The sequence below is a fragment of the Shewanella maritima genome (genome assembly GCF_004295345.1).
Classification (GTDB): Bacteria; Pseudomonadota; Gammaproteobacteria; order Enterobacterales; family Shewanellaceae; genus Shewanella; species Shewanella maritima.
In genome coordinates, this window is sequence record NZ_CP036200.1 from 388,463 (window position 1) to 413,928 (window position 25,466).

A 25,466-nucleotide genomic window follows, 5' to 3' on the forward strand; every position below is an offset into this window, starting at 1 on the left:
ACACAATAACTTAGTTCATCATGGTTACCATGTAATTAAACGAGCTAGGGAACATCATGGGTTATTGGTATTTGGCCATTGCTATCGGTTTTGAAGTGATAGCAACACTGGCACTTAAAGCATCAAATGGTTTTAGTAACGCTACCGCCACCAGCATCAGCGTAATGGGTTATCTCGGTGCATTTTACTTCCTGTCTTTAGTGCTAAAAACCGTACCTGTGGGGATCGCTTACGCCATCTGGGCAGGCATGGGTATGGTACTGGTAGCTTCGATAAGCGCCGTTGTCTATAAGCAAGTGCCCGACCTTGCCGCTATTATTGGGATTAGCTTGATCTTAGCTGGCGTGATAGTGATAAACTTATTCTCGAAAACACTCGAACACTAACTCGATGCTGACAATTCAATGCTGTTATAAATCATATACGACCTCTATGAAACCAAATAAAGCTGAACAATTCTCAACTGAAGTCATTAGTAGGCTTAAGTACTACGTTTATCGCTTAATCGACCCTCGAAATGGCGAAACCTTTTATATTGGCAAGGGTAAAGCAAACCGCGTATTCGCTCATGCCCAGGGAGATATAGAGTCCGATGAGCTATCTGAGAAAATGAGCCGCATACGAGCCATTAAACTTGCAGGTTTTGATGTTGCACACGTGATTCACCGCCATGGGCTAGATGAAAAAACGGCATTTGAGGTAGAAGCAGCTTTGATCGATGCTTATCCGGGCATCACCAATATTATGGATGGCCATGGTAATAATGAATTTGGTGCCATGCACGCTGTTGAGATCATTAATAAGTACAGTGCAGCCGTTGCCGAGTTTGAGCATAAGGTACTGATGATCAACATTAATCGCTCAGCCCTAGATAACTCAGTGTATGAAGCAACTCGCTATGCATGGCGCATAAGCCTAAATAAAGCCAATCAGGCAGACTATGTTGTTGCTGTGGTTCAAGGTCTCATTGTCGGGGTGTTTATTGCAGATAACTGGCTTGAAGCGACAAATGAAAACTTCCCTGAAAAAACCACTGTGAAAGGACGTAAAGGCTTTGTTGGCAGGCTGGCCCCTGAAGAGATAGTGAAACTTTATCTTGGCAAACGTATCGATGATAAATACCGAAAAAAAGGGGCCTCTAATCCGGTGAAGTATTCTTGGTAAGTAGGGTTAGCTAACGTGCATAAGGACATGTGAGCTTAGAGAAAAACTAAAGTAATGCATCGTACTCAACACTTGTAATCACTTCACTTTCAGATTGTTCAATTTGATATACTATACGTAACAGACCCTAACTCAATGAGCTGTTTGAGTTTGAAGATCCATCTTTAATAGAAATTCAAAATCAGGCTCTACGCCTTCAGCTACATAACCTGAGGCGATGGGCCAACCAGCAACCCGTTTTTTAGTACTTTCACCTGATAGTTCATCTTGCCTACCACCTGAATCATCCATATGCTGTGGAGTAATTACGCCAGACACAATATTGGTTATAGTACCTTGATGGCTCAACTCTACTTTGAGTGTCATTAAATTTGAGGAAGTGACTAATCGGTTGGCTGACTGACCAACTCTTGCTAATTGTTGCTCAAATTGGCTTGGCAAGATAAGACATACTTCTTCGCCTTTAGCGAGCTTCCCTCCCCTTCTGGTACAAGCCATTTACACACATAATGGGTTAAACCATTGTTATCTTTAACACGCTTTGTTTGGGCTTGGCGTAAATACACGTCTTTTAGAGTGACAATTCGACCATCAAACACTGGATATTCATGCCCTTGTTCAAAAAGCTCACTGCCCAGAGTTAGTAAGGGTTCCATTTTGTAGTTATCATAGGGCTCACTAATCTGCCATTTTTGCGCCATAAACGGTCTTTCATAACGAAAATAATCATAAAAGGTAATCAATATAGCCTCATCAACTGTAAGGTGATGAGAGTTATGAAAAGTACGCATCAGATATTTATCTTCACCTATAAACATGTAAAGCAAAAATACTTCAATATCATATTTATCAGTACGAGATTGCCAACCCCAAACAAACCCTATGACATTATCTAATTGAAAGGACTGCTTGTACTCAGCGATGCCCGTGAGTGAAGGATAGCGATATTGTTGACTAGAGGCCTGAGCGAGAGAATTCAAGTCTGGAAGCATCCAGTCCCATTGTCTAGGTGCTTTGGCTACTTTGATATCTTTATAAATAAACTGAGCATCTTGATCGATAACAGTATCGTAATCTGCTGAGTGAGTGGATACTTTGTGATTATCTGAGCACCCGGTTAGGATAACGGCAACGGCTAACACACAAGGCACCAGCAACTGCTGAAACCCAAGTTGAAGCGTGCGACTAATCGTGATGATGTGCATGAAATTCAGAATCAATATCCTTATTTTCCTGAATGAATTGATAGCGTGTTGCATTGACAACGCTATCAATCTGTGGTCAATAAATCAACAGCAAGCGCAACATCACGATAGTAACTTGTTTAATTAAGTTAATTCACTCATGCATAAAATCTTAAGTTTGTATAACTACTTTCAATCAGTTAGTTGAAGCATGTTTAGACTCGTCACGAAATTGCCAAAGTACATTTACCGTCAACCAGCGTCCATCACGTGTTTTATACAAATGCATGTAATCAATCCAGTCATCAACCGTCAGTTTTACAGATGCGACTCGATTGTCGATATCTAAAATGCGTATCTCTACTCTAGGGTTAGTAGGGAACTTGTCACCACTTTTGTTATAGGTATTTGCAACTTTGATCATGGTGTCAAAGTCAGTTTCTAATACGAACTCTTCATGATCTTTCCCTAGCCAGTATGTACGTTTTGCAAGCGTTTCATCTAGACTGCGGGCCATCATGTCTCCATCACCCTGATGCTGAGATTCTATATAGTCCAGAACGGCTCTTTCAATCAACTGACGGTCAGGTATTGTATTTGGTTTGTCATTAGCAAAGACATTTGTAAAAAGTAATGTCGTCACTAAGCAGCCGACATAAAAAACAGCTATTCTGCAGTGCTTCATCATCTAACCCCCCATCCCTTAGCATCACTTACAGGTGAGCACCCAGTATCCATGTAACCTCATTGAGGCCTATCAAACCATAAGCTAATAGTACAAATTGCGCATGGCAAGCATACGAATAAAGCTCATACTCAAGGTTGATAACCCCAAGTTTGCAACGGTGCCCTTTTATTCAAAGTCATTCCTGTACGCTACTTGTTAACCTCAAAATCAAATTCAGCTTGCCCCATTACCGTATTGCGCCCTTCTGCTTTAGCATGGTACAAACTGCGGTCTGCACGCTGCATAAGGGTTTCGGTATCATCACCGTATTGATAAGTACTGACACCTATGCTGACAGACTGGTAACCCACTTTAGTAAAGCGGTTGCGCTCAATAATTTGTCTTAATCGCTCAGCCTTATGCATGGCTTGCTGCAGCAAGGTATTTGGTAGGATAAGAATAAACTCCTCCCCGCCCCAGCGGCCAAAGAAGTCAGTCTCTCGTTTGTTAGTACTGACAAGGTGTGCAAACTCAACTAGAAATTTATCACCAGCATGATGGCCATAGTTATCATTCACAGCTTTAAAGTAATCGATATCAAGTAACATTATTGAGAAAACACTGTCACTACGCTGACTGCGGCTCAATTCTTCTTTTAATGCCTCATCAATTTTTCTACGGTTATAAATTCCTGTGAGCTTATCTATAGTAGAGACCTGTTCAAGCTTTTTATAAGCAATTTGTAACTTGTGATCCTTTTCCTTTAGCTCAGCTACTAGCGCCCTATATTTTTGTTTCTCCGAATGTATTCTGCGGTTCCACAGTAAAATAAGTAAGGTCACAATGCTAAAGATGACAATCACTTGGTAGGCGACTCTATAATCAATTACTTGCTGGTAGCTCACTGACATATACTTATTTAAAATAGCTTGATGTTGCTGCGAACTTAAACTATCGACCAACTTATCAAGGATACTGAGTAGTACAGTATCACCGTGAGGAACCGCCATAGATAATTCAAACTTCTCATCAAATCGCCCAGAGACTTTTACTTTCCCGATCCCATGCAGCTGCAGATGCAAACTAATATTTGAATGAGAGTCTGCAAACCCAAACAACTCACCTTGCTCAACCATGTATAAGCCTTGATGAATATCATCAACCGCAACAATATCAATCTCAGGATACTGACGGCTAATCAGCTCTATAAACGCATAACCTTTAATAAAGCCGATTGATTTACCATCGAGAATGCCGATGTCAGCAATGAAATCAGTATCATGAGAAGTTGCAATCACAAGTGGGACGTTGATATAAGGCTCAGTGAAATCAAGAAAGGTCTCGCGCTGAGGTGTCGCCATTGCCAAGGTAATCCAGTCACACTCGCCATTTTTCATCCTGTCCATGGTTTCAACCCAAGATTTGGTGGGTAGATATTCAAAGGAGATTTGTAGCTTTTGTTGAAACAACGCCAAAATATCAGCGGTCATCCCTATGTGCTTGCCATTGTCGTTGGCTTCATAGGGGAACCAATTTGGGTCAATACAGTACTTAAAGCGCTTTTTTGAATATAGGTAAGTTTTCTCAGCATGAGTAAACTCAATGTTATGCTCGTCAAATGAACGAAACCAGTGCCGTTTGAGATCATTAGTTTTACATGGGCCTATTGCAGCGATGGCTTTACTGAATATATCAGCCAGGATCTGATGGTTTGGCTTGAAAGCAAAATGCAACTGCTGGTGATTTTTTAACACAAACGCAGTACTGATAAAGTCACGTATCTCCATTTCATCACTGAGGTAATATAGCGACTCGTCGATAACCGCGGCATCAATATCATTCTCCACTAGCGCATGTAGCATCTTGTAAGCGTCTGGAAAGTAAACGATGTCGACATCACCTAGCTCAGCCGTTAACAACTCAGCGTCCTGATGTAATTGCTGAACGCCAACTCTTTTGTATTGAATGTCATCAATAGTAAAAATCCCATGATGGTTCATGCGATTAACCACTACCACAGATGGTAATGATAGGTAGGGTTCACTGTAGCGATAACTAGATTGATTGATATGACTTTGAGCTATGTTTGAGAGACCATGAAGTTCACCGTTAGCAACTTTATTTTGTACATGCCCCCAGCTGCCCACTTCAAACTCAATGGTAAACCCTGTTTGCTGTTCAATAAGATCGGCATAATCTCTATCAAAGCCCTGAGCATTATTTTGTGCGTTAAAAAATAAGTAAGGTGCTGTGGCTTGACCCGTACCTAGCTTAATTACTGGATTATGTAGGATAAACTCTTTTTCAGGCTCACTAAGCACAGTGTTTGAAGGCTCTGCGGCTGATAAGGGGTTCAGACACCATAGAGCTAAAATACAACAGATAGTTGATATTAAGCGCAGCACTCCTTGCTTTTGCACTTCCCCCTCCTTGAATTCAGCCTCGCATAGAAAACCGAACCAGCGCAGAATTTTTGTTTTGTCGCGCTGTTTATGCAGCGCTGTATTATTGCTTTTTTGCTATGGCTTAAGCAGTGCTTCACTTATTAGGGTGAAGCTCACTATTTTTAAAATTGCCCCACGTGGTGAGCAATATTTAACCAAAGATAGGTTTAAACCCCCAAGGGGTCAAGTTTAGTGTTTGACTTAATTGTTATTTCCTGCGAGCAACATATACTTAGCAGAGTTTTGTGTTAAGAAATAAAGGGTTCCCATGAAAGTGCTAGTGACTGGCGGTGCAGGTTATATTGGTTCACACACTGCTCTTTGCTTACTGAATAAAGGCTATGAGGTCGTTGTTTACGATAACTTGTGTAACTCTAGTCTTGAATCTATCAAGCGCGTAGAAAAATTAACATCCCGCAGCATAGATTTTGTCGAAGGTGATGTTTGTGACAAAGCAGCTTTAGAACAAGTATTTACTCAACATGATATAAGCGGTGTTATTCACTTTGCAGCCCTAAAAGCAGTCGGCGAGTCAAGCGAGATACCACTGGATTACTATCAAAACAATGTATTTGGCTCACTATGCCTGCTAGATGTTATGACTAAACATCAGGTTAATCAGTTTATTTTTAGCTCTTCAGCTACCGTCTATGGTGAAGAGAATAAACCACCATATGTGGAAACATTGAAAATAGGCAATCCAAGCAACCCATACGGGGCGACCAAAGTAATGATAGAGCGAGTAGTCAATGATCTCGCTATCGCCAATGCTGACTTTAAAGGCGTGATGTTGCGTTATTTTAATCCGGTCGGTGCCCATGAGAGTGGTGAAATTGGTGAAGACCCAAAAGGTATCCCAAACAATTTGTTGCCTTATGTTGCCCAAGTCGCAGTGGGAAAAAGAGAACAATTGACGGTTTTTGGTGATGACTACTCGACGCCTGATGGCACCTGTTTACGCGACTATCTTCACGTGATGGATCTCGCTGAGGGCCATGTAGCCGCGCTTGATTGGCTAAACAATAATCCAGGCTTTACCGGCGTCGAGGCCTTTAATTTAGGTACAGGTACCGGAACATCCGTTTTTGAAATTGTAAGTGCATTTGAAAAGGCAAGCGGCGTAAGCATTCCATACACAATTGCACCAAGACGCGCCGGAGACTTACCAGAGTTTTGGGCTGATGCGAGTAAAGCTAATCAAGTACTTGGATGGCGTACTAAGCGTGATATTTCAGACATGATGATAGATACTTGGCGCTGGCAATCTGCTAACCCTAACGGCTTTAGCAAAGCATGAATAGCACACTAATTTATCGATACATATGACTACTTAGGCTAACTGTATGGTACTCAATCTTTCAGTTGGCCTTTATAGGGCTCCATTCTCAAGCAGCACAATAAGCAAAAACAATGTCCAACAAGGGTTCAATGTACCTAAAGCTCACTGCGATAAAACCTTTGATACTTGAACTTTAAGTTGCGGCAACACCTGCAACCCAAACCATGGATGTTTTGATAACCATATATTATTTCTTGGGCTTGGGTGTGGCAGGACAAACCGGCGCAGCTCAGAATCAAACCCCATAGACACGACCTCTGTTAGAGATTGTCGATTATTGCCTAGATGATATTGTTTAGCATACCGACCGATAATAATGGTTAGCTGTACCTGAGTTAGGCTTTGCATTAACTGCTCTCGCCACTTGAGGGAACACTCTTTAAGTGGCGCCAGATCGCCGGACTTTCCTGAACCAGGATAGCAAAATGACATAGGTAAAATCGCAAAATTATTACTGTCATAAAATTCGGATTCTGATACACCGAGCCAATCCCTTAACCTTTGGCCACTAGCATCATTAAAAGCAATCCCGGTTTCATGAGCTATTCGCCCTGGGGCTTGACCTGCAATCAATACCTTAGAATTTTCACTGGCTTGTATTATTGGTTTGCACTCATGTTTAAGCTTGATGGCGCAGGCGTTGCATTGGCGAATTTGCTGAAGTAAAGGTTCCATCTGTTATTTCTTAAGTGAGTTCTAACTCATAATTAAGCCTTGCTTAATCGGGTGATTATATTCTATTAAACGACAGGTTGCGCGTTCAGTTAAATATGCAAGTGATAACTAAAATTACTCAGCAGCAAACCTCACCGCCAGCAACTTACACTGCCTTACTACCCTTTTCTTCAATTCCCAAAGCCCGACTTTGAACGCCAAGTTACGGTTACGCAAATGTAACAATACATCCTCTCTTGTTAGCTAAGTAACAATTAGCCGCACGCCGTGTTATACAATTAATTCAGCAATACCTAATAGTTCTGATCTAGCTCGCATTTTGTATGACTTATAAATCTGACCACCACAAACAATGATTTGGATCACTTTCCTAAAATCAGAACTCTATATTCTCCAACCGTAATTTCTACCTAATTAAGGTTTGCCTTATGCAAAACGACACCATGACTTCAGCTCCAGTTGAGGAGCAATCTGGTTCTAGCCAACTCGCTTGGACCCGCAAAGATACTACCTGGATGTTAAGCCTATTTGGAACCGCGGTTGGCGCCGGTATCTTATTCTTACCAATCAACGCTGGCATGGGTGGTTTTTGGCCACTGGTATTAATGGCATTAATTATTGGGCCGATGACATACCTTGCTCATCGTGGCTTATCTCGTTTTGTGTGCTCATCAAATATCCAAGGCAGTGACATTACTCAGGTCGTTGAAGAGCACTTTGGTGTGGGAGCTGGTAAAGCCATCACAGTACTGTACTTCTTCGCAATCTACCCGATTGTATTAATTTACGGCGTAGGTATTACTAATACTGTCGACAGTTTCATTGTCAATCAACTAGGTTTTGACTCACCTCCGCGTGCGATTCTATCTGGCGTGTTGATCATCGCAATGATGTCAGTCATGGTTGCTGGTGAGAAATTCATGCTTAAAGTAACACAACTACTGGTTTATCCGCTTGTAGCTATTTTAGCCTTTATGTCGCTATACCTTGTACCCGATTGGAAAATGGATGCACTGCAAGTGGTTCCGGCTACAACTGATTTCTTAGGTACCGTTTGGTTAACGATTCCAGTATTGGTTTTTGCTTTTAACCACTCTCCAGCTATTTCGCAATTCTCGGTTTCGTTGAAGCGTGATCATGGCAAAGATGCAGCAAAGAAAGCTGATGTTATTCTGCGTAACACCGCTATGATGCTAGTAGGCTTTGTTATGCTATTCGTATTCTCTTGCGTACTATCACTTAGCCCTGCTCAATTGGCTGATGCAAAAGCGCAAAACCTGCCAATTTTATCCTACCTGGCCAACGTACATGACAGCGGTTTTGTGAGCTATTTCGGTCCTATCATTGCCTTCATTGCGATTATCTCATCATTCTTTGGTCACTACTTAGGTGCTACTGAGGGTCTAAAGGGCATGATTGCTAAGCAGCTTCGCAGTAGCAACAAAACCATATCAGATGCAAGCATCAATAAGTTTATTCTGGGTTTTATGTTCTTCACAATCTGGGGCGTCGCCGTTATTAACCCTAGCATTCTAGGCATGATAGAAGCATTGGGTGGCCCTATTATCGCGTCAATCTTATACCTCATGCCAATGTATGCGGTTTACAAAGTACCTGCACTAAAAGCCTATCGTGGTCGCGTCAGCAATATCTTCGTGATTCTTGCAGGTGTACTGGCAATGACCGCCATCATTTATGACTTAATAGGTTAACGATTAGCTCTTTGGTTGTTTTTAAGAGGAGCCTTAACGCTCCTCTTCATATTTTGCGGCATTAAGCCGCTTTTAGGTAAGCATATGTTTAGCGCATTCGACATTTTTAAGATTGGCATTGGCCCTTCTAGCTCTCATACAGTTGGCCCAATGAAGGCTGCAAACGAGTTTGTAAACGATCTACGTGAGCTCGAAAAGCTGAAACAAGTGACCAAGTTTACCGTTGATGTATACGGCTCGCTGTCATTAACTGGTAAAGGTCACCATACTGATATTGCCATCATCATGGGTTTAGCAGGTAACGAACCTCAAACTGTAGACATCGATAGTATTGCGCCATTCATCACCAACGTTGAAGCCAGTGAAAGCATCACTGTTGGCAACGCAGAGCATGTGGTTCAGTTCCCAGCCGGCGCGTTAATTTTCCATACTGACGCTTTACCTCTGCACGAAAATGGCATGAAGTTACATGCTTGGAATGGAGATAAGTGTGTACTGAGTAAAACATATTACTCTATCGGCGGCGGCTTTATTGTTGAAGAAAGTGAATTCGATAAAACTCAGGCAAGCGACGTGAGCGTTCCTTACCACTATGACAATGCAGAAGAACTTGTACAACACTGTCATGCATCAGGCCTCGGAATTAGCGGCGTTATGATGCAAAATGAATTGTGCTTTAACACCCAAGAACAAATCCTAGGTGGTTTTAGTCAAGTCTGGAAAACGATGCAAAACGCAATTGAGCGTGGTTGTAAAACCGAAGGCGTACTGGCAGGTCCACTAAAAGTATCACGCCGAGCACCAGCGCTTTATCGTGAACTACTACGAGGCGAGCGTTTAAGTAACGACCCGATGGAAATCATTGATTGGGTAAACGTATTTGCATTAGCTGTAAGTGAAGAAAATGCTGCAGGTGGGCGTGTTGTTACCTCACCTACCAATGGCGCAGCCGGTATCATCCCAGCGGTGCTCGCCTACTATGACAAGTTTATTCAGCAAGTTGGACAAGAAGAATGTACCCGTTACTTCTTAGCTGCTGCTGCAGTAGGTTCTCTGTACAAGCGCAATGCTTCTATTTCTGGTGCAGAAGTTGGCTGCCAGGGCGAAGTTGGCGTTGCTTGCTCTATGGCAGCGGCTGGACTTGCTGAGCTGATGGGCGGCTCACCGGCACAAGTGTGTATGGCGGCAGAAATTGGTATGGAGCATAACCTAGGTCTAACCTGCGACCCGGTTGCAGGTCAAGTGCAAGTACCTTGTATCGAGCGTAACGCTATCGCGTCGGTTAAAGCGATTAACTCATCAAGCATGGCACTTCGCCGTAACTCATCGCCACGAGTCAGCTTGGATAAGGTGATTGCTACCATGTATGAAACCGGTAAAGACATGCATGTGAAATACCGAGAGACAAGTCAAGGCGGCTTAGCTATCAAGGTAACCAATCTTTGTGCTTAGCACTTAATGCTTGGTTCTCAATGCCTGAAAACCAAGGTGTCAGTACATGCTCAATGTTTAGCACCCCATAATGAAAAAGCCAGTCATCAAGACTGGCTTTTTGTTTACTCTTCAAAATAAATCAGAAGATATTGATATTCAGTGATACGACTTGCGAAGCGATTTCACCAGGGGTAATCACTTCAACAAGGAATATACCGGTATTTGGTTCATCTTCACCTTTTAATGTCACCACAAAGTCACGACCACCGTTATGATTACTACTAGGCCATACATACTCGCCAGCGCTCACAACCGAGCCTGCACTTGCGGTGAACTTCACGATAGTACCTGCGGGCATCTGCTGATTGTGTCTATCTGAAATAGTAAACTTAACGCTTGCAGCACCTTTACCTACGATATCAATTGAGCCACCTTGATTTAAGCCATCACGGTCATCAATCCAAATTTCATTCGCTGGAGTAGCGAAAGCTGCGGAACCAGACATCACCATAACTAGGCTGCGACGCACAAATAACGACTTAGAGTTAGTTACGCCATCTGCACACCCTGCATGCGCAGGGGTTGAACAAAGCACACCATTGTACAAGCCATCAGCTTTATCAAACTGCCCATTGCTATTGAAGTCGATTAACTCTTCTAACTCACCACCAGCCTGTCCAGGCAATTGGTTAGCTGGTTGAGGGTTAAATACAGTGTCCTCGTTATAATCATTGTACGCGTCATCGAGATCAAAACTCTGACCGGTAACGTCAGTTTGATTCAAAAATGCGTCCATTTCATCAGCATCAAAGCGACCATTACCATTGTGATCAGGGAACGATTCTTCACCAATAGCTGTCGCGGTAATCGTTGCTCGGCCGCCGTACTTTTGACCGTATACGTTACCGTAGATATCCAACGTTGGGTAATAAATTAAGCTTGAGTTTGGTACTCGTACTTGAGAGCCGTCGCCACCAATAATTGATTGACCATCAGGACGTGGCAGTTGCGATGTCCACATAACTGAACATACACCTTTTACGGTTTGACATGCATCTTCAATAGAACCACCTTCAGTGGTAAACGATACCGTTGTTCCATCTGGCACAGGGTTGTTAAATGCATCAGCCATACGTGCAGTGATAACCACTTCCGTGCCATCTATATCCCACCCTCAGCGTTTAGTACTTCAGCTGAAAGTGAGAAACTGTCTTGATCTGGGATACCAGTAGAGACAATCAACTGCTTAGATTGACTCGAAATAGCTGGGACTACACCATTTTCAACTGTTGCGGTCACACGCAGCGAGGTAGCAACAGAACCTGACGTAACAACTGTTTGCACCACACCTTCGTTATTTGTCGTAGCGACTAACGGCGTAATACCTACACCACCAACGTTGGTATTTAGCTCGAACGACACTGATTGGTTAGCAACCGGGTTACCATTTTCGTCTAATACTTTGAATTTAACGGTTGAAGATTCATCACCACCTGTACCTAAAATACTGATATTTTCAGGTTCTGCAGAAACAAACACTATGCTACCCACATCTGCAGCTAGCACATTAATCGTGCCTACCGCCGATAAGCTGATACCACCAGCATTAGCCGTTACGTTAATTTGGTCTTCACCCACACAGCCTTGTGCTAGGTAAGTTGACGTTGCAACACCATTGCTTGACGATACAGGGCTAGAAATAACAGCTTGAGCTGGATTCTTAGTTGCACAAGTCGAAGAGAAGTTGACATCTACAGGTTGAGTAAAAGGATTACCTTCGTCATCCTGAATAAGTACGGTAACTGTCGCTGTGCCGCCAGCAGAAAGGTCTGCTGTACTCACTTGAGCTACACCTTCAACAAAAGGATCACCGCTACCCATTTCAACGTTAGTCGCACCTACGACGACAATCGTAGTACCAGACTCATTTGTTGGCAGCGTCGCGGTCACTTCACCAGCACCTAACTCGCTACCAGCATAAATATCAACGACAGCTTTACCTTCAGCATCAGTCACCGCCGTTTTAATTGGTAGATCACCAATATCAGCCGCAAACGTTACAATAGTCGGTTTTGTGATGCCCGTAACTGTTGCGGTTAAACGACCAGGCTTAAGCGTTGTGATGTTCTGAATTGAATTACCATCAATATCTGTTAGCGCAAGAGAAACTTGCGCGCCGCCACCAGCTTCACCACCGTCACCGGCCATGGTTACGTTAAGTGAGTTTGATTCTCCAGACGCTGTTGTTGCTGTTACCGTCGCACCTGTATTTAAATCAGCTGTATTTAAAATAACACTAGCTACACCGTTATCATTCGTTGCTACCTGACCTGTAGATGGAGTGAAAGTACCGTAAGTCGCATTGTTTAATGTAAAGGTAACTAGAGTGCTAACAGGATTGCCTGAAGGGTCGGTGACAGTTGCAGTGACAATTGCAGGCTCAGCAGCAGAAACTTGCGTCACTGTCGTCTCTATCTTTACAGAGATTTCAGTATCGCCACCAGACTCACCATCGCCGGCCATATTGACGTTGATAGATGCTGACTCCCCCGTTGATGTCGTTGCAATAACTGTAGCGCCGGTTTTAATTGCAGCTGTTTTTACAGTAACTTGCGCTTCACCGCTTGAATTAGTTGATACCTCACCAGTACCTGGGTCAAACGAGCCATATTCTTCATTATTAAGTTCAAAGCTCACTAGCGTACTGACAGGGTTACCACTAGAGTCAGTGACTTTTGCGGTAACAGTTGCAGGCTCAGCTGCAGAAATATCTGAATTAGAAATAGAAAGGCTTATTGAAATAGTTGTTGGGTCGGGTGTTTCACCACCACTACTGATACTCCCTCCGCCGCCGCAGGCGACTAATATAAACGAACACAAAAGCGCAAAAAATACTTTGTATGCTGACCTCATTGTCAGGCTCCCTGTTACAAAAAATAAAACTTACTGCTTACTATAGTTACTTATCGGCAAACATTACATAAATTAAACATAACTATACTATAACTCTAGTATTTTTTTGTACACCTATGACCGCAAACTTTCAAAGCACACCGTTTCATAACCGTAATAATCCTGCTAGGCTTGAGCGGTTAAATAAAACAGATAAAAAGAAGTAAAATAGAAGGAAGATCCTGTGACAGAATCTAAAAAGCTCGGTTTAACGAGTAAAATCCTTATCGGTATGCTGACCGGTATTATCCTCGGCCTATTACTGCGAAATTTATTCCCTGAAAGTGCCTTTATTAAGGATTACATCACTGAAGGCGTGCTCGCGGTAATTGGTACCATCTTCATCTCCAGTTTAAAAATGCTCGTCGTGCCTTTGGTATTTATATCTTTGGTATGCGGTACCTGCTCGTTAAGCGATCCGTCTAAATTAGGCAGACTCGGTGGTAAAACCATCGCTTTCTACCTGTTTACGACCGCAATCGCTCTAACCGTAGCCATTACAGCGGCAATCATAGTCCACCCAGGTGCAGCCTCCTTAGCCACCAGCGCAATGGAATTTAATGCTAAAGAGGCACCAAGTCTTGCTGAAGTCATCATCAACATAGTCCCGACTAACCCTATTCAAGCGATGACTGAAGGTAATATGCTGCAAATTATTCTGTTTGCAGTTATTTTCGGTTTTGCGATTTCGCATATTGGCGAACGCGGTAAACGCGTCGCGGCCTTATTCAATGATTTGAACGAAGTTATCATGCGAGTGGTCACGCTAATCATGCAATTAGCACCATACGGTGTGTTTGCACTAATGGCTAAATTAAGCCTAACGCTTGGACTAGAAACATTTGGCTCAGTACTGAAGTACTTCTTCTTAGTTCTACTGGTATTAATTGTCCACGCATTAGTTGTATACCCAACCTTACTAAAAGTGTTCTCAGGCCTAAGCCCACTCATGTTCTTGCGTAAAATCCGCGACGTACAACTGTTCGCTTTTTCAACAGCAAGTTCAAATGCAACGCTACCGGTTACAATTGAAACCGCAGAGCACCGTATGGGTGTAGACAACAAGATTGCTTCTTTCACACTACCACTTGGCGCCACCATTAACATGGACGGTACTGCGATTATGCAAGGTGTCGCGACGGTATTTATTGCCCAAGTGTTTGGTATTGAGCTTAGCTTTGTGGATTACCTAACCGTCGTGGTTACCGCAACCTTGGCATCTATCGGTACTGCCGGCGTTCCAGGCGTAGGCTTAATCATGCTTGCTATGGTACTAAACCAAGTAGGCCTGCCTGTTGAAGGTATTGCCCTGATTATTGGTGTTGACCGTTTACTTGATATGGTGCGCACAGCGGTTAACGTAACCGGTGATACAGTTGCGACCGTAGTCATTGCAAAATCTGAAGGCGAGTTCGACCAACAAGTGTTTGAAAACTCACAAGCCGGTAAAGTCGCTCACAACTTCGAAGAGCAAGTACTTCACCCTGAGCAACGATAGAAATAAGCTATGAGCTAAACTAAAAAAGGTGCGAATAGCACCTTTTTTGTCGCTGTAATATAGTCATTCATGTACATGGCTAGCGTAACTTATCGTCAAACCAACAAAATTTGTTGGGCACTCAAGTTCGTGTCATGATGACCTGACATATTTTTATAATAATCAGCCAAATAAACCCCGTACTTTATGGACTCAACTTTACTGATCAGCTTAGCAATCGTTCATTTCATCGCGCTAATGAGCCCCGGGCCAGACTTCGCAATTATTGTTAAACTCGCTACCCAGCAACAAAGAAGCGTTGCATTAAGCTGCGCTTTTGGTATCGCGTTGGCAATTCTGGCTCACACACTTCTTTCTTTAATGGGGATCAGTTTAATGATCCGCCAGTCAGAAATCGCCTATTCAATCGTACAGTTTGTGGGGATAAGTTACCTCGCATGGATGGGTGTTGGCGCACTCAAAGCTGCCATTAGCCAAATAAAAGCAAATAAAGTGCAAAAACAGCTACGCCAAAACACGCTTGATAGTTCAGGCGAAATAGATGACGAGCCGCAAACCGCACCGCTTTCAAACTTTCAAGGGTTTAGAATTGGTTTACTCACCAATATGCTCAACCCCAAAGCACTGATCTTTTTCATCACCTTGTTTACTGTCATGGTTCCAGTCGAAACCAATACGCTAACGAAGGCTGGCGCTACCATTGTATTATTTGGATTGGCACTGCTCTGGTTTGCATTTGTAGCAATTGTCTTGTCGCAACAAAAAGTTCAAGGCTATTTCAAGGCTATTGCTTGCTATATCGATCTTGGTGTTGGCGTAATATTCATCGGCGTTTCGGCAACAATTGCTATCAGTCAGCTAATTTAGCCGTAATGTAACATGAACAACGTTCAGTCATTATTCAGGCAGTGTTAAGTAAACTACTCAAAAGCCCAAAAAGTACAGAATTGAAACATTCCAAATAGGGTAATTAATCAGAGTTTTAATTCACTAATTGATTAAGTAAACTCAAACTAACGGTCCGATATTCCAGAGGTAGTTCATGCGCGTGCTAGTTATTGAAGACGATCCAATATTGTCTCACCACCTTGCGACTCAGCTGTCAGAGCTAGACAACCATGTGCAAGTAGCAGACACGGCTAAAGAAGGCTTCTATCAAGCATGCAACTATCCTATTGACGTTGCAATTGTCGACTTAGGGCTACCTGATCAAGATGGTATGAGCCTGATTAAATCTATCCGAGAACAAGGCATCAAGTTCCCTATTCTTATTTTAACTGCCAGGGTTAATTGGCAAGATAAAGTCGAAGGTCTTAATGCTGGTGCAGATGATTACCTAGTAAAACCATTCCAGAAAGAAGAGCTTTTTGCACGACTTGATGCGCTAGTTCGACGCAGTGCGGGCTTCGTTAAACCACAAATAAGCTCAGGGCCACTCACTGTCGACTTAGCAGCAAAACAAATAACCCTGAATGGTGAGTTAATGTCAGTTACCGCATTTGAATATCAAATTCTCGAATATCTAATGCGCCACAATAGTGAAGTCGTTGCCAAGCAACGTATCTTAGACGTTATTTATGCTGACAAGGAAGGCGATCCAAATACCATTGAAGTTATGGTGAGTAGGCTACGCAAAAAGTTAACCCAGGGCGGACTAGAAAACCCTATTTTGACCATTAGAGGTCAAGGCTACAAGTTCAACCTTCCATGCGACTAAACCTGCACCCAGAAAAACGCCTATTAACTCGGGTGCTGGTCACCTCTTTCACCATTATTACATTAGTGGGCTTCGCACTTGCCTGGCTACTCACTCTGGTGTTTGCGCAAAGCAAATACAATGACACCACCACCAAACTTATTGCCGAGCTACCAGTCATTGCGGCGGAGTTTCAAGAAAACAACCTTGTACCGATTACACAGGCTATCGACAACGATAACATTTACACCAAGTATCTAATGGCAACCTGTGACTCTCGCTACCACACTATGTGGGAGTCCAGTGCGGCAATAGACGCGGGCGTTTTACAAATATGTGAACGCTATAAAAACGTTAAGGACAGTTTTGGCGTCAAATACATTAATAACGGTACAGATCAAAATTATTTTGTTTACGCACTTAGCGTGCAAATAGAAGCTCAGGATTACCACCTAGTCATTTTGAAAGACGCCAGTAAATTAAAACAAGAGTTAGACAAGTTTGACCGTTTAACCTTATTTAGATTAGCAATTGTATTAGGTATCGCTTATTTACTACTCACTAGTGCGGCTTATTGGAGTTTGCTGCCGCTTAGGCGCTTAAAGTTAGAATTGCAACAATTAAAAGATGGTCAAAAGCAATCACTTGAGAACGACTACCCTGTTGAGCTGACTGGGATAACGAATTCCCTTAACCAGCTAGTGAGCCAAAGTGAGCAACGCCAAAGCCGTTATCAAAACGCCATGAATGACTTAGCACACAGCCTAAAGACGCGCCTAGCTGCAACACTTGCCATCATAGACGATAAAAGCCTGACACAAGAACAGCAACGTCAGCACGCGCTAACTCAGGTCAATGACATGGACCAACTTGTAAAATACCAACTTAAGCGAGCGATGTTGGGTCGTAAAGGGCTAATCAGTGAGCTTACTCCACTTGAGCCTGTCATCAAGCAAATTACCGACATGCTTGATAAATTGTATCACTCAAAAGCGGTACAGTTGGAACTTAAAGTTGCTCCTCAACTAATATTGCCAATGGAAAAAGCCGATGTAATGGAGCTTGTGGGAAACATTCTTGAAAACGCTTACCGCTTGTGTATCAGCAAAGTGCGTGTAACAGCAATTACATCAAGTGGAAATATCCAGTTGTTCATCGAAGATGATGGGCCTGGTGTAGAAGACAGCATTAAACAAAAAATTATTTTAAGGGGTGTTCGCGCCGATACCCAATCACCAGGACAAGGTATTGGTCTTGCGGTTTGCCAAGAGATTATTGATAGCTATGGTGGCACCATGAATATCGAGCAAAGTGATCTACTTGGGGCGCAATTCGCTCTAACACTGCCCGCTCAATAACGATTCAACAATGCAGTAAGTCAACAGGCTAGCAAATACATAATCAATCATTACGAGCATATAGCTGCTCTGCACGATTAAACATCAGCCATGACGTCACAATATATTTGTCATTACTTAATGGCGTGTTACCTCTGTGGCTATGAGTAAAGCTAGCAGGCGCTATTACCATAGTGCCCTTTTGCGGTTTTATTTGCTTATTTTGATAAAAGAACTCGGTTTCACCACCTTGCTTAACATCATTCAAATAAAACATAAACAGCGCGACACGATGTAAAGGTTCATTATGGGGCAGCTGTGGAAATTGCTCCGAATGCCAATGAGGGTAACCTCCAACACCTTGTTGATAATGCTGCAAATTTACTGCTCCACTGCGGAACAAGTATTTTACAATAGCCTCTATTCGAGGCAGCCCGAGCCGTTCGAAATTGTCCGGCGTTAAGGTGGTCGGATTGCCCTGCTCATCGTTAACATTAACCGCGACAGCGCCCATCAACGCCAGCGGATAGCGCTTAAAATACTCAACAGCATATTTAAAGGTGACTTGCAGTATCTCATTTTTCAGTTGCGTAAGCTCGGCAACTGAGTCCATAGTTAAATCTCGGCTATGCTTCTTTTCTAAGTCGACACCATTCCCCGTTTTCCCTTGAGTAACCGCAGGATGGGTATCTAGCACTTGAATTAAGCTATTGCACAGGGTTTCAGGTAAAGCATTTGGATAAACTTCTATAAAATCCATATCAAACTTTCAGTGGATAACCATACAAATATGCTGCCATGCTTGTTAAGCTTATGTAAAGCCGCTGCTAAATTTAGTACCGCGCAGTCCCGTATAAATGAGCTTCAAACTTGCGATTGATGCTTAGACGAATATCTCTTTGGCTGCAGTAGATACATTCAACAGCTAAGGCGGCCTGCGAAGATGTGTTTCAGGAATAATAATCAATGAGTCAAAGCGAGAAAGTCTCAGTCCAATTACTTCAAGTCGGCATGTTTATTAGACTGCCCGCTTCATGGAAAGACCACCCTTTTTTATTCAATAGCTTTAAGATAAAAGACACTGCACAAATCCAACTTATTAAGAGACTTGGAATAAAAGAAGTTTTTTACGTCAGAGAAAAAAGCGATGCAAAACCCGCGCAAGCAAATGGTGACGAACAAATCGACCGTCAAGCTTTGAGCGACTTAAAGTCTGAAATGGATAAACAGAAAAACGAGCTTATCGAAAAGCAACAGCAACTTAAACGCCGCTTTAAGAAAACCGAGCAAAAGTTTGACCGCTCATTATCAATGATGCGTTCCATGACCTCTAAAATAAGTAGTCGGCCGCTTAATGCAGTTAACGAAGCTAAAGAACTAATTAACAACCTCACCGATATACTTGTAAGCGGTGAAGACCTCGCACTGCACCTTATGGCAGACGCCAAACCGGGTGACGTGATTTATCATCACGCATTAAACGTGTCTATGCTCAGCATGTTAATGGCTAAAGAGCTTGACTGGCCACGGGAAAAGATTGAACTGATAGGCCTTGGCGCCCTATTTCATGACATAGGAAAGTTCAAAATTCCTTCGAATATTTTGCGTAAAAAAGCGTCGTTAACTGATGCTGAACAAAACTTGCTTAAACAACACCCACTCATGAGCATCAATTTTTTAAAGCTTGCCGACAGTTTCCCAGATGAAGCAAAACCTATGATAGCTAATCACCATGAGTTTCTGGACGGAAGTGGTTACCCGCAAGGACTAAAGCAAGAAGCATTAGATGAACCCTCGCAGCTATTGACTGTGGTGAATGAGTTCGATGCTCTATGTAACGGTACTCACCACATTAAAGCGAAAACCCCAAGTACAGCCTTGGGACAACTATATAAAAACTATAAAACAAAGCTTAACACTGAATATGTGGGCAAATTTATTAAAAAGCTTGGCGTGTATCCACCAGGTAGCGTAGTTGAGTTATCCAATGGGCAATTTGCCTTAGTGATAACGGTAAACCTTCAACAAATATTACTACCCGATGTTATCGCTTACGATCCTTTGGTACCTAAAGAGCAAGCGCCTATTATCTCGCTGCAAGATCACGGTTTAAAGGTCGTACGTAGTCTGCCACCATCGGGCTTACCAGAGAAGGTAATGAAGTACCTCAACCCGCGTACCAACGTAACTTACGCATTTGGTAAATAGCCAATAAGTATCTATTATGTAAGAGTAATTAAACCCGAATGCCCATACAAAAAAGCCAATGCATTAGCATTGGCTTTTCAATTTTTCAGCGCAAAAATAATTTACAACCAACCTTTACGCTTGAAGAACAAGTAAGTGCCAGCAGCACTAGCCAACATCATACCTATCGCCATTGGATAACCAAATTGCCAATCAAGCTCAGGCATATTCGCAAAGTTCATCCCATAACTACTGGCGATAACTGTAGGAGGCAGGAATACCACTGCGGCAACTGAGAAGATCTTAATGATCTTGTTTTGCTGTAAGCCGCTAAAGCCCATAGCTGCATCAAGTAAAAAGTTAAGTTTATCGAAGATGAACTGGCTATGAGGCATCAAAGACTCAATATCTGATAACATCTCTCGTAAATCTTTGACGTTTTCTTCAGATAAATGCTCACGATAGTAGCGCTGCATATAACGAAGCGAGCGCTGCGTATCAAGCAAACTTAGGCGAATTTTACCGTTTGAGTCTTCTTGTAGCGTAATGAGTTTAAACACATCATCAAGCTCTTCATTTTCAAACACGTCTTCACCAACACTTTCAAGTACCGAGTACACGTCTTCAATTAAATCTGACAAATAATCTACTTTGAGGTTGAACAGTTCAAGCATTAGCCCTTGAGGTGTCGTGATATCAAGGCGCCCCAAACGCAGATAATTTCTCAGCAGGCGGATAAGGCCTACATCATCTTCACGAATGGTCAGTAAAAAGTCAGTCCGTAAGTTAAATGACACGTTAATACCGCGCACTTCGGTGCCAAAGCGCTGTGGGAATAACGAGTTAATATGCAAGCCATCCTTACTTTGGAAAAAACGCGCAGATGCCTCAATCTCATTGATATCTTCTTCATCTGGCACATCTTCGGCTGAAAATCGCCTCAACCACAATCGTTCGTCTTCATTGGGTTTCTTCATGTCCAACCATAAGGTGCTATCGGGCAAGCTGTCGTGAATAGTAAGTTCGTGAACGGTTAGCTTTCGATTTTGATAAACATAGGCTGTGATCATGTGTCCCCCTAATAGCGTCACGCTAGGTAACTTGAACAGTAGATTGAATTGGGCGCTAGTGTACTAAATTTGATAAAAAATAAAATGAAAAAATGAAATAATGCCGATGTTATTTCATATTGATTGCCAAACCTGCAAATAACCAACTAAAGTTATAAAAAAAGCGCCATATTTGGCGCTTTAACTTAAGCTTGCTGCTTTATTCACCTTTTAAGCGACGGTCTAGCTGATCCTTGAGGTTGGCTGGTACACCTTTGATCAAAATGGTGTCCGAAATAGGGTCGTAAATCACTCGCTCTCCTAAATGCCCACCATCAAAACTCAAAGTTACCCCACCGCCCGTGCCAGAAAACTTTTTAAGTTGACGCAAACTTGCTTTGTCAGCGGGAAACTCTTCATCTAGCTCATAGTTACCGCCACAAGCAAAATCATAGAACGAATCCATACCTTGGTCAGCAAGTTCATCGGCAAGATCTTTTACTTCAATATCGTTACCTGTCTCTGCACGCTCAGTGCAATAATCAAACACCTTGTTGCGTGCTTCTTGACGCTCGTCTTTAGTAAGCTCGCTGCTGGCGACAAAATCTTCAACCGCATTCATCAAAGTTTTGTTCTGCGCTTTAGTATTTACGCCCTCAACGCACCCATGAAATCTAAAAAGAAATCGGCTACTTTACGCCCAGCACGGCCACGAATAAACGAAATGTACTTGCGAGACTCTTTGTCAGCTTGCCATTCAGTTAGGTCGATACGAGCTGCTAGTTGAATATTGCTTAAGTCTAAATGGTTATTCTCGCTTAGCTCCATGTCATCAAGTACGGTCATCGAGGACTTAGCATTTAGCAATGCAACAAACAAATAGTCACTGGCCATCACGCTATAGCAAGACATCAACAAAAAACCGCCCTGACTAAAATCATACTTAGACAGCTCTTCTTGCAGCAATTGGCTCGCACTAGAGGTAAACTCAACGAAGCCTAAATCGCCATTTCGGTAGTCAGTAAGCGCTTTTGCAAAGGCTTCGTTAGCTTCGCCATCTTCACCATGAGTACCGAAAAAACCAAACCCTTTACCTCCTTTGCCACTATAGCTGTGGTGGAGCTCATCGAGTATTGCATCAACGGCATGACTATTAAGCAAGGGTTGAGGTCGAAGGCGACAACGCATTTGCCCCTGAGCATCTTGAGAGATTTCATGGATAATGGCGTGTTCAGTGGAAATAGTCATTAAGAAGCGTCCTAAGCAGTTTTCGCAAATGATGCCAATCATATCAAACAGATTGCCTAAGTCGAATCATCTACGAGAACTTGTCATCGAAATGCAGCGTTATTTACTGGTTATTCGGCTAGTTATCATACAAGCCTGACCAAATTTACCAATATTTGTAACTTGTTCGCTGCTGAGATGGGGATTGTGCAATAAATCCATAGGCGACAGGCTGATAAATCCGTTATCATATGCAGCTAATTCATTCATTTTGAAGTTTTTTGATTATGGCAATTCAATCTAAATACACCAATACTCAAGTAGAAGCATTAATCGCTGAGATTTTAGCTGTGCTAGACAAGCATCAAGCCCCTACAGATCTTCGCTTAATGGCACTAGGTAACACTGTGACTCATTTACTTGAAAATAAGGTTCCTGCTGAGTCGCGCAAAGCCGTGGCAGAACAATTTGCTAAGGCGTTGTCACAATCAGTAAGCCAATGATCTGTTTCAAAAGGCCAGTTACAAATAAACAGTTACAAAACTGATTAGTTACAAAGAACCAGTTATCAACGATCGGTTTAAAAAATAGGGTTACAACAAAGCATGGCTGAGCGCAAAAAACAAATGAGCCGCGACAAAATTTCACGCTTAGTGAATTGGGGGCACTGGTTTGCCTTCTTTAACGGTTTTTTAGCCATGCTAATTGGCAGCAGATACATCCGCAGTGTCGGTTGGCCTGACTCCACGCTTGAGTGGGGATACCTCGCAATTAGCACCATAGGCCACTTTACCTTTTTAGCGTTTTTAGTGTATTTGGTATTTATTTTCCCGGTTACCCTTGTTTTACCCTATTCCAAGATTTTGCGTGGGTTTACTGCGTTTGTCGCATCACTTGGTTTATATGCATTGTTATTTGATACCTTGATTTATGACGACTACGGTATTCATTTAAGCCCGTTTGCATTCGATTTAGCCTGGCAAGACTTAAGCTCACTACTTCATAGCACTTCTTATATCTCCGTCCCTTTAGCGATCTTAGTGTTAGAGCTCACCGCGGCAAACTATATATGGAAGCGCATCGACAAAATCCAGAAAAAACAGTGGGGGAATAAAGTCGTTATCTTTGTTGGTGTTTGCTTTTTTGCCAGTCACCTTATCCACATTTGGGCCGATGCGACGCAAGTCGATAAAATCACCCGCTATGATGATGTGTACCCGCTGTCATACCCTGCCACAGCGAAATCATTTATGGCCAAAAGTGGCATTCAAAACGAAGACGATAATAGCCAGCCTAGGCTTCATGCCAACAGTCAATTAACATATCCAATTACCCCTATGCAATGCTCTGCACCAAGTGATGCTAACAATGTATTGATGGTAGTGGTTGATAGCCTTCGCGCTGATATGATCACTGACAAAACTATGCCATTCCTCACTCAGTATCAGCAGAAAAATACCTTATTTACCCAGCATTACACGGGTGGTAATCAGTACTTAACGGGTATGTTCTCACTGCTATACGGCATCCAAACAAGTTATATAGACCGCATTGAATTTAGGCTAACAGAACCTGTACTCACTCAAGTGCTTGCTCAACAGAATTATCAACGTCAATTATTTACCTCTGACGAAAACCTGCAGCTATTGAGTCAAAGTGCGATTGCAAGCCAGTTTGCCGTATCATCGCACTCAGATAAGCGTGGCAGCGCTCAAGTCGACGCCGCAATCACAGAAGATTTTAATCAATGGCAGGCGAGTCAGGCTCAGCCTTGGTTTGCGCTAGTGAACTACTCCTCACCAAGAGACTACGACACACCTGCAGGCTTTTTAGGCATTGAAACTATCGCGCCGCCTATGCCACTTAAAAGCGCTGAAAAGGTATTGTTTAACCAATACCGTCAATCACTTTTCTTTATTGATCAGCAGCTAGAGCAGCTATTAAAAAATGTCGACCCACAAACAACCGTAATCATCACCGGCACCCATGGGCAGGTATTTACCAGTAACAGCCGTGAGATCCGCCGCGACTTTTCACCAGCTAATGTGAAGGTACCATTAATCGTGCATGAAGCTGGCAGAACAGCAAAAGAGATCAATTATCGCACCAGCCACTACGGTCTAGCACCTACGCTAATGAGCCACATGTTTAACTGCACTAACCCAGTAACAGATTACAGCAGTGGCCGCACCCTATTCCAACCTGGTCACGATGAATGGGTCTACATAGGTAACAGCCGGGTCTTTGCTATATACCAAGCTAAAGAAGCAACTGTGTTAGACAGGCATGGCAACTACCAAATCTATAATCTCGACTTTACCAAACAGCTAGAGAAGAAAATGAGTGCACCTGAGCTTATTCAGGTGATGCGCGAAGGTAGGCGTTTGTACAACAACTAAATGTCGCTGTATTTTAACTACTTAACAGATTTAAAAAGCCCTTTGCTTATCAGCCAAGGGCTTTTTATTTACGAGCGGTTTGATTCTGCCATCAATTTATTAAGGCAGATGGGACTAAACAAAGTTGTGGAAAATAACAAGTAGCGAGTAGCGAGTAGCGAGTAGCGAGTAGCAGTGTAATAGTAACCGACCGACATTTGTGAGCTTACACACTTACTTGGTTGAGCTATGGCCCCTCACTTTGCCACGCACGCTAATTACTGTAAAGAACCTAAATATCTGCGAATTAACCTACGTGGAATGCAAGTTGTTAAGCAATAGCTTACAGATGAACAAAAGACAAAATGCCCGTTAATCGCTAAATTAACGGGCATTTTTTAATTGGTCGGTATGAGAGGATTCGAACCTCCGACCCCTGACACCCCATGACAGTGCGCTACCGGGCTGCGCTACATACCGAATGGTGGAAAATAAAGCATTTCAAATTGTTCTAACACCCTGC

General features: G+C 42.7%; 19 protein-coding genes, 1 tRNA gene and 2 pseudogenes. 12 read left to right on the forward strand and 10 right to left on the reverse strand.

Annotated elements, in window-relative coordinates; all coding sequences use genetic code 11:
* Positions 1–56 precede the first annotated feature (56 nt).
* Both EXU30_RS01770 and EXU30_RS01775 read left to right on the forward strand, forming a co-directional pair.
* Entirely contained in the window at positions 57–386 is a 330-nt protein-coding gene (locus EXU30_RS01770; protein WP_130597538.1) for a DMT family transporter, read from the forward strand.
* A gap of 46 nt (positions 387–432) precedes the next feature.
* Positions 433–1,164: an LEM-3-like GIY-YIG domain-containing protein gene (locus EXU30_RS01775; protein WP_130597539.1), complete on the forward strand. Its 732-nt coding sequence runs from the start codon at positions 433–435 to the stop codon at positions 1,162–1,164.
* Positions 1,165–1,296: 132 nt separating this feature from the next.
* Here EXU30_RS01775 and EXU30_RS01780 read toward each other — a convergent pair whose 3' ends face one another.
* The 4 genes from EXU30_RS01780 to EXU30_RS01795 form a co-directional block, all read right to left on the reverse strand.
* Positions 1,297–1,605 carry a hypothetical protein gene (locus tag EXU30_RS01780; RefSeq protein WP_130597540.1) on the reverse strand — a complete coding sequence of 103 codons (309 nt, stop codon included), beginning with the start codon at positions 1,603–1,605 and terminating at the stop codon, positions 1,297–1,299.
* A complete protein-coding gene (locus tag EXU30_RS01785; protein WP_130597541.1) occupies positions 1,578–2,423 on the reverse strand; it encodes a hypothetical protein in 846 nt (281 codons plus the stop codon). Before EXU30_RS01785 ends, EXU30_RS01780 begins: the two co-directional genes overlap by 28 nt.
* Positions 2,424–2,544: 121 nt before the next feature.
* Entirely contained in the window at positions 2,545–3,036 is a 492-nt protein-coding gene (locus tag EXU30_RS01790; RefSeq protein ID WP_341274636.1) for a nuclear transport factor 2 family protein, read from the reverse strand.
* A gap of 188 nt (positions 3,037–3,224) precedes the next feature.
* Entirely contained in the window at positions 3,225–5,435 is a 2,211-nt protein-coding gene (locus EXU30_RS01795; RefSeq protein ID WP_130597542.1) for a transporter substrate-binding domain-containing diguanylate cyclase, read from the reverse strand.
* Positions 5,436–5,727: 292 nt separating this feature from the next.
* On the opposite strand from EXU30_RS01795, the gene galE reads away from it, so the two are divergent.
* A complete protein-coding gene (gene galE, locus EXU30_RS01800; protein WP_130597543.1) occupies positions 5,728–6,756 on the forward strand; it encodes a UDP-glucose 4-epimerase GalE in 1,029 nt (342 codons plus the stop codon).
* Between the two features lie 144 nt (positions 6,757–6,900).
* Here galE and EXU30_RS01805 read toward each other — a convergent pair whose 3' ends face one another.
* Positions 6,901–7,473 (reverse strand): uracil-DNA glycosylase family protein, encoded by a 573-nt coding sequence (locus tag EXU30_RS01805; RefSeq protein ID WP_130597544.1) that lies wholly within the window; start codon positions 7,471–7,473, stop codon positions 6,901–6,903.
* Between the two features lie 428 nt (positions 7,474–7,901).
* On the opposite strand from EXU30_RS01805, the gene EXU30_RS01810 reads away from it, so the two are divergent.
* Both EXU30_RS01810 and EXU30_RS01815 read left to right on the forward strand, forming a co-directional pair.
* Entirely contained in the window at positions 7,902–9,185 is a 1,284-nt protein-coding gene (locus EXU30_RS01810) for an aromatic amino acid transport family protein (RefSeq protein ID WP_130597545.1), read from the forward strand.
* Positions 9,186–9,269: 84 nt separating this feature from the next.
* Positions 9,270–10,637, forward strand: a complete 1,368-nt coding sequence (locus EXU30_RS01815) for an L-serine ammonia-lyase (RefSeq protein ID WP_130597546.1) — start codon at positions 9,270–9,272, stop codon at positions 10,635–10,637.
* A 121-nt stretch (positions 10,638–10,758) separates the two neighbouring features.
* On the opposite strand, the pseudogene EXU30_RS01820 reads toward EXU30_RS01815, so the two are convergent.
* A pseudogene (locus EXU30_RS01820) lies at positions 10,759–13,154 on the reverse strand (Ig-like domain-containing protein).
* A gap of 649 nt (positions 13,155–13,803) precedes the next feature.
* Between EXU30_RS01820 and EXU30_RS01830 the strand changes: the two are divergent.
* The 4 genes from EXU30_RS01830 (at position 13,804) to EXU30_RS01845 (ending at position 18,123) form a co-directional block, all read left to right on the forward strand.
* Positions 13,804–15,069 carry a dicarboxylate/amino acid:cation symporter gene (locus EXU30_RS01830; protein WP_210147162.1) on the forward strand — a complete coding sequence of 422 codons (1,266 nt, stop codon included), beginning with the start codon at positions 13,804–13,806 and terminating at the stop codon, positions 15,067–15,069.
* 186 nt (positions 15,070–15,255) lie between these two features.
* On the forward strand, positions 15,256–15,936 hold the full coding sequence (locus tag EXU30_RS01835) for a LysE family translocator (RefSeq protein WP_130597548.1): 681 nt from the start codon (positions 15,256–15,258) through the stop codon (positions 15,934–15,936).
* Between the two features lie 175 nt (positions 15,937–16,111).
* Positions 16,112–16,786, forward strand: coding sequence for a response regulator (locus EXU30_RS01840; RefSeq protein ID WP_130597549.1), 675 nt, complete (start codon positions 16,112–16,114; stop codon positions 16,784–16,786).
* Positions 16,777–18,123 (forward strand): ATP-binding protein, encoded by a 1,347-nt coding sequence (locus tag EXU30_RS01845; RefSeq protein ID WP_130597550.1) that lies wholly within the window; start codon positions 16,777–16,779, stop codon positions 18,121–18,123. The genes EXU30_RS01840 and EXU30_RS01845 overlap by 10 nt, the downstream gene beginning before the upstream one ends.
* A 43-nt stretch (positions 18,124–18,166) precedes the next feature.
* Here EXU30_RS01845 and EXU30_RS01850 read toward each other — a convergent pair whose 3' ends face one another.
* The gene (locus EXU30_RS01850) at positions 18,167–18,862 is read right to left on the reverse strand and encodes a 2OG-Fe(II) oxygenase (RefSeq protein ID WP_130597551.1); all 696 of its coding nucleotides are present in this window, start codon (positions 18,860–18,862) and stop codon (positions 18,167–18,169) included.
* Between the two features lie 206 nt (positions 18,863–19,068).
* On the opposite strand from EXU30_RS01850, the gene EXU30_RS01855 reads away from it, so the two are divergent.
* Entirely contained in the window at positions 19,069–20,310 is a 1,242-nt protein-coding gene (locus EXU30_RS01855) for a cyclic di-GMP phosphodiesterase (RefSeq protein WP_130597552.1), read from the forward strand.
* Between the two features lie 101 nt (positions 20,311–20,411).
* On the opposite strand, the gene corA is transcribed toward EXU30_RS01855, so the two are convergent.
* Positions 20,412–21,359 (reverse strand): magnesium/cobalt transporter CorA, encoded by a 948-nt coding sequence (corA, locus tag EXU30_RS01860; protein ID WP_130597553.1) that lies wholly within the window; start codon positions 21,357–21,359, stop codon positions 20,412–20,414.
* Between the two features lie 199 nt (positions 21,360–21,558).
* Positions 21,559–22,586: pseudogene (yejK, locus tag EXU30_RS01865) on the reverse strand (nucleoid-associated protein YejK).
* Positions 22,587–22,852: 266 nt separating this feature from the next.
* Here yejK and EXU30_RS01870 point away from each other — a divergent pair.
* Together EXU30_RS01870 and EXU30_RS01875 are read left to right on the forward strand one after the other, a co-directional pair.
* A complete protein-coding gene (locus tag EXU30_RS01870) occupies positions 22,853–23,068 on the forward strand; it encodes a YejL family protein (RefSeq protein WP_130597554.1) in 216 nt (71 codons plus the stop codon).
* A 102-nt stretch (positions 23,069–23,170) separates the two neighbouring features.
* Positions 23,171–24,964 (forward strand): DUF3413 domain-containing protein, encoded by a 1,794-nt coding sequence (locus tag EXU30_RS01875; RefSeq protein WP_130597555.1) that lies wholly within the window; start codon positions 23,171–23,173, stop codon positions 24,962–24,964.
* A gap of 382 nt (positions 24,965–25,346) precedes the next feature.
* On the opposite strand, the gene EXU30_RS01880 is transcribed toward EXU30_RS01875, so the two are convergent.
* Positions 25,347–25,423, reverse strand: a tRNA-Pro gene (locus tag EXU30_RS01880).
* Between the last annotated feature and the right edge of the window lie 43 nt (positions 25,424–25,466).